Origin of the sequence: Vibrio fujianensis, assembly GCF_002749895.1 — a bacterium.
Taxonomy (GTDB): Bacteria; Pseudomonadota; Gammaproteobacteria; order Enterobacterales; family Vibrionaceae; genus Vibrio; species Vibrio fujianensis.
Genome location: NZ_NBUS01000042.1, coordinates 31,996 through 41,027 on the forward strand (window position 1 = coordinate 31,996; position 9,032 = coordinate 41,027).

A 9,032-nucleotide genomic window follows, 5' to 3' on the forward strand; every position below is an offset into this window, starting at 1 on the left:
CTCGTCAGCAAAAACTCAAACAGCAGGTCGATGCTCGCATAACACAAGCCCAAGAAGAAAAAGGGCTATTACTGGTGATCACTGGCAATGGTAAAGGAAAGTCCACCTCTGGTTTTGGTACCATTGCTCGAGCCGTCGGCCATGGCAAAAAATGTGCGGTAGCACAATTTATTAAAGGAACTTGGGAAAACGGCGAACGTAACCTACTCGAAAAACTTGGAGTCGAATTTCACGTCATGGCGACAGGCTTTACTTGGGAAACACAAAATAAACAAGCCGATACCGAAGCGGCCCAGCAAGTATGGCAAGAGTGTCGACGCATGCTTAAAGATCCCGCATTAGACGTGGTGTTATTTGATGAGCTGACTTATATGCTCAGCTACGGTTATATTGAGCTAGAGGATGTGCTGCATGCACTGATAGGACGACCAACAACACAGTCAGTGATCATTACTGGCCGAGGCGCGCATCGATCTTTAGTGGAAATTGCGGATACAGTATCAGAAGTAAAAAACATCAAACATGCCTTTGATGCAGGAATCAAAGCACGACAAGGAATAGACTGGTAAGGTGCCTTGATCCTGCTAGCCGCTCACGCGACAGTGATCCTATCAGTAAGCGATATCATGGCCGTGCACAAAGTCACGGCCTTAGCGTTAACCGTGTAACAAGAAAATAAAATTAATGTTTCAGTAACCCTTTAAGTAAACTATCTACAGCTTGTTTGGTTTTTTCATCTTTAATTTTGCCACCTAATTTTTCTATGCTTCGATCGATCTCTTTTTGAGCTTTTTGTTTCAAGACGTCATCAAATACCAAGCGAAACTTAGGCTCAAGCCACTGACCTGAAATATGAACAGGTATCGTTACATCACGCAGCTCATCAATGTCTTTACCACCTTGCCCTTTTAATGTGCCAACAATTGATGTCCGGACAAGAAAATCAACCGTTTCTTGTAAGTAATTCGCCTTTCCTTCTCCATGAATACGCAGTAGTGGAGATTGCATGGTTAGATTGGAGGTAGAAACTTCACCTTTGTTCAGTTTCAGCGTCGCACTCATCGCGCTGAAATCGGTTTTCTTGACCGTATCTGATTCATCGATTTTTTGCCCTTTGAGTTTAGCGTAATGGGTACGAATCAACTGCGCGACGTTAATGCCATTAACAGCCCCATCGGTAAATCGAATTGCCACCGTTCCCAGCAAATTTTTCTGGATCCCCGTTGGAGTCAAGCTTTTGCCTTGCAGAACCACATCAATATTACCGGTACCTTCTAACAGTCCATTCTTCAGCACGTCGGCCAGTAAGGGTTGAACTTTCACCCCTGTAACCGTATTTTTCACGCGATAGGTTGCGGGTATCTGACGCGTATCGACCTGAGCACTGGCTTGAACTTTACCCTGATAAAGTTCAGCCGTTAGCGAACTGAGATCAATCACTCCTCGATTGATAGAGAAACGAGTCTGTACATTCTGCAGTTTGGCATTGGCGGCTTTTAATTGGTCTATCGTGATCTGCCCAATCATATCCATTCCTTTCAAAGCCGATAAATCAGGCTCAACCTCTTGCGCTGATGCTGATGGCGTTGTGTGCAAATTCTGAGTAGATTGAGCATTTCCAACCGATTCAGTTTGTAATTGACCTAGCCCCAAAAATTCATCAAGGTCGATATGTTGACTGTGTAATGTAAAGCGAACTTGTGGAATATCACTCAATAGTACACTTGCCTTTCCCGACAACTCTAGCGCGTTAGCGGCCAGTTTTTCTACAATCAGATTGAGTGAATTTTTCTCGATATCAAAAGAGAAAGAGGCATTCATTGCCACTTGCATTGGCGATTGAGGTAACGCTTCCCCTTGTAAATGGGCAAGCAAATCTAATTCATCAATAGAGATGGTTGAAATCGCAGTATCAACCACTAAAGCTGTTTTTCCTGCCACATCCAATTGCAAGTCCGCCGCTTTTCCTTGCACAGAGAAAGCCAGCGAATTGGCCTTATCAAACTCAAACGTAGCCATTTCCAGTTTTATGGCCTCTATCTGAGTGGCAGCATCATTAAAATGTGCATTCAACGCAATATTACGCAAAGCATAGTGTTGATAATTTTCTGATAACTTGATTTCTGCTTGGCCAGCCACACCAAATTGTTGCTGGTTGTTGCTACCTTGTGCAGAAAAATCAATTGTAGTCCATCGATTAGCAGCAAATTCGGAAACCATTAATTGCACATCGTATAACTTTATATGTGTCGCTGTTTGCTGATCATTAACCTCCAAGCGAGCATCTTTAACTGAAACACCCGCTAAATTGATTGTCCAAGCATTTTCAGTCCTGGTAATTTCTGATTCTGAGCTTCTAGTTCCGCTTTCGGTATGATCGGCTTTCGTCGCAGTTTGCTGCGTATTCTCTGTGCTGGTTCGCTTGGCGACACGATCGATATTTGAGCGGCCATCTTTTAATGTTTCCAGATACATTTCAGCGCCTTCAAGCTGAACATTACCAATCTGTAACTGTTTATCAAACAATGGCATCACCGCTAGCTCGATACCGACACGATCGACTTTAAATAAATTTGCTTGTGTGAACCCGATAGGATTTTTAAGTTCAGTTTTACCAAGCTCTAACCCAATCGATGGAAAAAATGTCCAGTGAATATCACCATCAATAACCAATTCAAGTCCGGTATGTTTTTTTGTTTGCTCCACAATCAGTGGCTTAAATTGATTAGGATTAACAAAAATAACTAACGCTGCAATAGCACCGACGACAATCACCAGCAGCATAGCAATAAACAGGGACAGTTTTTTCATCTGCTTTTCCTTGCTTGACGAGATAAAGAAAGTGGCACTTAAAGTGCCACTAATACGGAAAAATATAAAGTCAACTATCGGTTAAATTTATGATTTTAGCAATCTAGCGATATGTGCTTTCAGCACATCTATCGCGATGCGGTTTTTTCCACCACGAGGAACGATGATGTCCGCATACTGTTTTGACGGTTCAATAAATTGCAGAAACATCGGACGAACGGTTTTTTGGTACTGTTTTAATACCGATTCCATCGTACGGCCCCGTTCTTCTACATCACGTTTTACGCGGCGTAATAAACAAATATCTAAAGGGGTGTCCATAAAAATTGAGGCGTGCATTAAGTCGCGTAAACGAGGATCTGTCAGCAGTAAAATACCTTCAAGAATAATTACTTTCTTCGGTGTTAATAACGTGGTGTTGGCCGTTCGAGTATGTTCACTGTAGCTGTACTCTGGAACTTCTACCGCTTCACCTCGGACTAAGGTTTGCAGGTGTTCACATAAAAGATCGTGATCTAAAGCATTAGGATGGTCGTAATTCGTTTTGACACGTTCCTCCATACTCAGATGGCTTTGGTCTTTGTAATAGCAATCTTCCGTGATTACACCGATTTGATGGTCGCCTACTTTGGCGCGAAGTTCATTATAAATGGTACTCGCGATAAGGCTTTTCCCAGAAGCAGAAGCGCCAGCAATACCGATGATGACGCATTGATTATTATCAGACATGGTTGAGTGTACCCGATACGTGTATGTGAGGAATGAAGATAAACCGCCTGATTATAGGGAGTTCATCCTACAGATACCAGTTCGTAAATCAGTAAAATACCCGTAATTTCTTATCTTGAATAAATTCACAGCAAGGCAAACGATTACCTTGCTGTTTGGAAAATATTTTCACAAAAATAAATTTAGCGGTGTCAACATTCACCGCTAAAAACTGAGACTTAATCCACGAACGTTAAGTCAATCATTTCTGGTTTTACTTGGCCTTGCCAATACAAGCTGGCGCAAATTCGCTCGGCAAGCATATAGAAGATCTGACTATGTTCACTGTCAGGACGAGCGACGACTGTTGGTTTACCAGCATCAATATCTTCTCGCATATGAATATGCAAAGGGATCTGAGCCAATAGTGCTAAGCCATATTCTCCCGCTAATGTCTGCGCACCACCAACACCAAAAATCGCTTCTTTTTCGCCACAATGACTGCAGATGTGGTAGCTCATATTTTCCACAAGCCCAACCACCGGAACCTCTACCTTCTCAAACATGGCTGCACCTTTACGTGCATCGGCTAGGGCTAAATCTTGAGGAGTTGTCACAATCACCGCCCCCGTTACCGGAATTTGTTGAGAGAGCGTTAATTGAATATCACCCGTGCCTGGTGGCATATCAATCACCAAATAGTCGAGATCGGGCCATTCGGTCTCATTTAGCAACTGAGATAAAGCTTTAGAAGCCATCGGCCCACGCCAAATAGCGGCATCAGCTTTATCGACTAAATAACCGATGGAATGGGTATAAATACCATGCGCTTGCACGGGCAGCATCCATTTGTTGTCACGCACTTCAAGTTTCGCGCCTTGCACACCAAACATTATCGGAACCGAAGGGCCATAAATATCCGCATCAAGCAAGCCAACCCTCGCCCCACTGCCCGCAATCGCCAATGCTAGGTTTGCAGCCGTGGTGGATTTGCCAACCCCACCCTTGGCAGAGGTAACCGCAATAATATTTTTAACCCCTTTAATACGATTGGCAACCTGGGTCACTAAAGCTTTAGGTGTAACCGAAATCTGATAATCAAAACAGGCGACCTGTTGTGTTTTCTGTTGCTGAACAATCCACTGCTGCAATTCTGTAACCAATGCTTGAGCTGCAAATGGGATCTGTATTTCAAATTTCCCGCTCGCGGATACGGAGACAATACTCGGAGAATGCGCCCAGTCATCAATCAAGTTGGGGTGAGAAAACTGAGTGAGCCAAGAACAAAAATCATATTTGGACGTAAATGTGAGCATAAGCCCTCCTTTTTTGCTCATGCTACCACTCTCTTTCACGACACTGAACCCTAAAAAGATAAAGTCTTATCTCGACTCTTACCTTGGCGTCAGTAGCGTCATCAGGTAGTATTAACCATTACTTTCAATACCTATCAAATATAGCGAATAATTAAGTATGGCAACTGAACCAAGAACGGTTTCTCCAAGGAAACTACTGGTAACTTGTGCCCTTCCGTACGCTAACGGTTCAATCCACTTAGGTCATATGCTTGAGCATATCCAAGCGGATATTTGGGTGCGTTACCAACGCCTACGCGGCAATATCGTAAACTTCATCTGTGCTGACGACGCTCACGGCACGCCAATTATGCTTAAAGCACAGCAGATGGATATGACACCGGAAGCGATGATCGCTGCTGTCAGTGAAGAGCACCAAAAAGACTTCGCTGGATTTGATATCAGTTTTGATAACTATCACAGCACACACAGTGAAGAAAACCGAGAACTCGCCTCTTATATTTATCTGCAACTGAAAAAAAATGGCTTTATTACTAGTCGCACCATTTCTCAGCTCTACGATCCAGAAAAAGAGATGTTCTTACCGGATCGCTTCGTGAAAGGAACCTGCCCGAAATGTAAGTCAGAAGATCAATATGGCGATAACTGCGATGCTTGTGGGGAAACCTACAGCCCAACTGATCTGATCAACCCTCGTTCTGCCGTTTCTGGTGCCACTCCCATTATGAAAGAGTCGGAGCACTTCTTCTTCGATCTTCCTCAGTTTGAAACGATGCTTAAAGAATGGACTCGCTCCGGCTCATTGCAAACAGAAACCGCCAATAAAATGCAAGAGTGGTTTGAGTCGGGTCTTCATCAGTGGGATATTTCCCGTGATGCGCCCTATTTTGGGTTTGAAATCCCCGGTGAAACCAACAAATTCTTCTACGTATGGCTCGATGCGCCGATTGGTTACATGGGGTCATTCAAAAATCTTTGCAGCAAGCGCAATGATTTAGACTTTGACGAATATTGGCATAAAGACAGCCAAACGGAGCTGTACCACTTTATTGGTAAAGACATTGTCTATTTCCACAGCCTATTTTGGCCAGCGATGTTAGATGGTAGTGGGTTCCGTAAACCGACTAACATTTTTGTGCATGGTTATGTCACCGTCAACGGCGCAAAAATGTCTAAGTCGAAAGGGACATTTATCAAGGCCAGCACTTACCTTAAACATATCGAACCTGAGTGTTTACGCTACTACTATGCGGCAAAACTCAATAACCGGATCGATGATCTGGATTTGAATCTGGAAGACTTCACACAACGTGTGAATGCCGACGTCGTCAATAAAATCGTCAATTTAGCCTCTCGTAATGCGGGTTTTATTGCTAAACGTTTTGACGGTCAATTATCGGCTCATTTCGCAGAGCCCGAGTTATACCATGAGTTTATTACCGCCGCGGATCGCATTGGCGAGCTGTATGAAAATCGTGAGTTTAGCCGTGCCATTCGTGAAATTACTGCACTCGCGGATAAAGCCAACCAATACGTGGACGAAAAAGCCCCTTGGGTGGTAGCAAAACAAGAAGGCCAAGATCAAACACTGCAAGAGATCTGTACCGTAGGTATCAACCTATTCCGCGTGTTGATGACTTACTTAAAACCAGTCATGCCATCACTCGCTGAACGCTCTGAAGCCTTCTTAAATCAAATGCTCACTTGGGATGGCATTGCTCAGCCTTTAACAGATCATCCGATCACTGCCTTCAAAGCGCTATTTAATCGTATTGATCCTAAGCACATTGAAGCCATGATCGAAGCGTCAAAGCAAGAAGCTGCTGCTGAAAAATCTGCCGCAGAAGTCGCTGCACCTAAAGCACAGCAAACGGAGTTAAGCAAAGATCCCATTAGCGCAGAAATCGAATTTGACGATTTTGCTAAAGTAGACCTACGTATCGCGAAAATTCTTGCTTGTGAAGCGGTACCGAAAGCGGATAAATTGCTGAAATTCCAGTTAGATATTGGCGGTGAAACACGTCAAGTTTTCTCTGGCATTAAAGCAGCATATAACCCAGAAGATCTGGTCGGAAAATATACCGTCGTGGTCGCTAACTTGAAACCACGTAAAATGAAGTTTGGTCTATCAGAAGGGATGATCTTAGCCGCTGGCCCTGGTGGTCGTGAGCTGTGGATTTTAGAACCACATGAGGGTGCCCAACCTGGTATGCGTGTAATGTAACTCATTCCAGAGAACGTCAGCTTTAGGGTCTGTTGACCCTAGTGAGTTAGCCCCTATGACTTATCGGTACTAGGGGCTTTTTTCTTTTCTCAATCCCTCTTTTCGAGCATAGCGCACCAACACGGTGCGAGTTTAACGAATAAAGCAAATTAAACCATTGATTTATTAGCCATAAAATATTGGCATCAAGCATGCAACTCCTTTAATGGTGACTAACATAAACAAGGAGTCGCTTATGTTTGTTTTTATTTCAATGCTTATCTCTATCGCCGTTTTGTATTTGATGTACTTATTTACCCAACAAAAAGAGTCGGCTTTACAGCGGAAATACACCTTATTAATCAATTTACGACAGTTACTCTTCTTATGTCGTCAGCATCGTAGTGCTACACATCACAGCTTGATGTTTGGCCAAGACCGGTCGACAGAATTACAACACTTACAGCAACAGATTGAAGAGAATTCAGAACGTTTAGTTGCCACTGCACATTTTGATAATAAACCTATCTATCGGATTTTACAGCTGACATTGAAAGGGCTAGCCAATGATTGGCAAAAGCGAAGCATTTCTCGTAACCAAATGCTGCATGGTAAAGCGATTCGTCACTGCTTATTCTTACTAGATGAAGTCATGTTGGCTTGGCTAGTCGAGTCGAACCGAGAAGATTTGAGTGATGAATATCATATGAACTGGCAACAAGTACTTGACAGCATGGATGCATTAACTCAACTACGGATGTGCATTGAGGAGATGCATACCGAGGAAGGGCGCGCTCGGCTAAAATATTATTGCGGAGTTGTGCATCGAAAACTCAACCAGTTGGCACTCATTAGCCCGTTGTCTATTGCATCACCAGCCGGTGGTCAGGCGATGCATCGCTTAACGGAGTTACAAGATGCGCAGGCATTCATTATGGAACCTGAAGCTTTTTATCAACTCACCTCAGAAATTTCACTGAGTATCGCCGACGTGTACGATCAAATGTTAACGGATCTAACAGAGAGCTTATACCTACCATTACCTAAATTAGTTCTGGCTTAACGCTCTTAAAGCGATCCATAAGCACCGTGAATTCGGTGCTTATGGATTTGAAGCGATTATTTATTTGAGCATTTTACGAGCCGCTTCGACCACCACTCTAATAGAACGCGCTTCCGTTTCTTTCAATGTTGCATGATCAGGGATCTCTTTTTGTGTCCGGTTAATGATCACCCCCGCCACACAGCCAGCTTTTAACCCAGAACTCGCACACATGGTTAATAAAGTGGCGGATTCCATTTCAAAGTTAAGCACGCCCATTTCTTGCCATTCTTTCATCGAACCTTGGAAACGGCGAACGACACGTCCGGTGAAGGTATCATAACGTTCTTGGCCTGGATAAAAAGTATCACTTGATGCCGTCACTCCCATATGTACGGTTGCACCGCTTTCCAGTACCGCTGCTTTCATGGCAGTCGCAACGTCAAAGTCAGCTACCGCTGGGAATTCCATTGGGGCAAAGTGCAGGCTAGCACCGTCAAGGCGAACCGAACCGGTACTCACAATCATATCCCCCACATTAACATGAGGTTGAATTGCGCCAGTGGTTCCGACCCGCAAGAAAGTTCGAACACCTAATTGCGCTAACTCTTCAACAGCAATAGACGTTGAAGGGCCTCCAATCCCGGTTGAGCACACCACCACAGCGTGGCCATCAAGCTCAGCACGATAGAGCGTATATTCACGGTGACTGGCTAAAAAGACAGGGTTATCCATTAATTCGGCAATTTTTTGTACTCGTGCGGGATCCCCGGGAATAATGGCCAACGTGGCCCCATTCAAATCGGCCTGAGTAACACCTAAGTGAAATACAGCTTGAGACATAAGTAACTCCTTCATTGCGGCTTATTCTGCGCATCGTTAGTATTGGGTACAGCGCTACTCTAGCCCACTCACCAGCAACAATAAGTGATAGCCATCACAACAAAACGAG

General features: G+C 43.9%; 7 protein-coding genes. 3 read left to right on the forward strand and 4 right to left on the reverse strand.

Annotated features, from left to right (window positions below; genetic code table 11):
* Positions 1 to 569: cob(I)yrinic acid a,c-diamide adenosyltransferase (cobO, locus tag B7C60_RS09050; protein WP_245869081.1), on the forward strand; the 569-nt coding region annotated here is incomplete at its 5' end.
* A gap of 112 nt (positions 570 to 681) precedes the next feature.
* Here cobO and B7C60_RS09055 read toward each other — a convergent pair.
* From B7C60_RS09055 to apbC, 3 genes are all read right to left on the reverse strand, one after another.
* Positions 682 to 2,811, reverse strand: a complete 2,130-nt coding sequence (locus B7C60_RS09055) for an AsmA family protein (RefSeq protein WP_099611373.1) — start codon at positions 2,809 to 2,811, stop codon at positions 682 to 684.
* Positions 2,812 to 2,898: 87 nt separating this feature from the next.
* Positions 2,899 to 3,540, reverse strand: coding sequence for a uridine kinase (udk, locus tag B7C60_RS09060; RefSeq protein ID WP_099611374.1), 642 nt, complete (start codon positions 3,538 to 3,540; stop codon positions 2,899 to 2,901).
* A gap of 218 nt (positions 3,541 to 3,758) precedes the next feature.
* Positions 3,759 to 4,835, reverse strand: a complete 1,077-nt coding sequence (apbC, locus tag B7C60_RS09065; RefSeq protein WP_099611375.1) for an iron-sulfur cluster carrier protein ApbC — start codon at positions 4,833 to 4,835, stop codon at positions 3,759 to 3,761.
* Positions 4,836 to 4,992: 157 nt separating this feature from the next.
* On the opposite strand from apbC, the gene metG reads away from it, so the two are divergent.
* Together metG and B7C60_RS09075 are read left to right on the forward strand one after the other, a co-directional pair.
* Entirely contained in the window at positions 4,993 to 7,059 is a 2,067-nt protein-coding gene (metG, locus tag B7C60_RS09070; RefSeq protein ID WP_099611376.1) for a methionine--tRNA ligase, read from the forward strand.
* A gap of 235 nt (positions 7,060 to 7,294) precedes the next feature.
* Complete coding sequence (locus B7C60_RS09075) at positions 7,295 to 8,101, forward strand: hypothetical protein (protein WP_099611377.1); 807 nt, start codon at positions 7,295 to 7,297, stop codon at positions 8,099 to 8,101.
* A 60-nt stretch (positions 8,102 to 8,161) separates the two neighbouring features.
* Here the strand turns inward: B7C60_RS09075 and udp are convergent, their stop codons facing one another.
* Positions 8,162 to 8,923: a uridine phosphorylase gene (gene udp / locus B7C60_RS09080; RefSeq protein WP_099611378.1), complete on the reverse strand. Its 762-nt coding sequence runs from the start codon at positions 8,921 to 8,923 to the stop codon at positions 8,162 to 8,164.
* Positions 8,924 to 9,032: the final 109 nt, after the last annotated feature.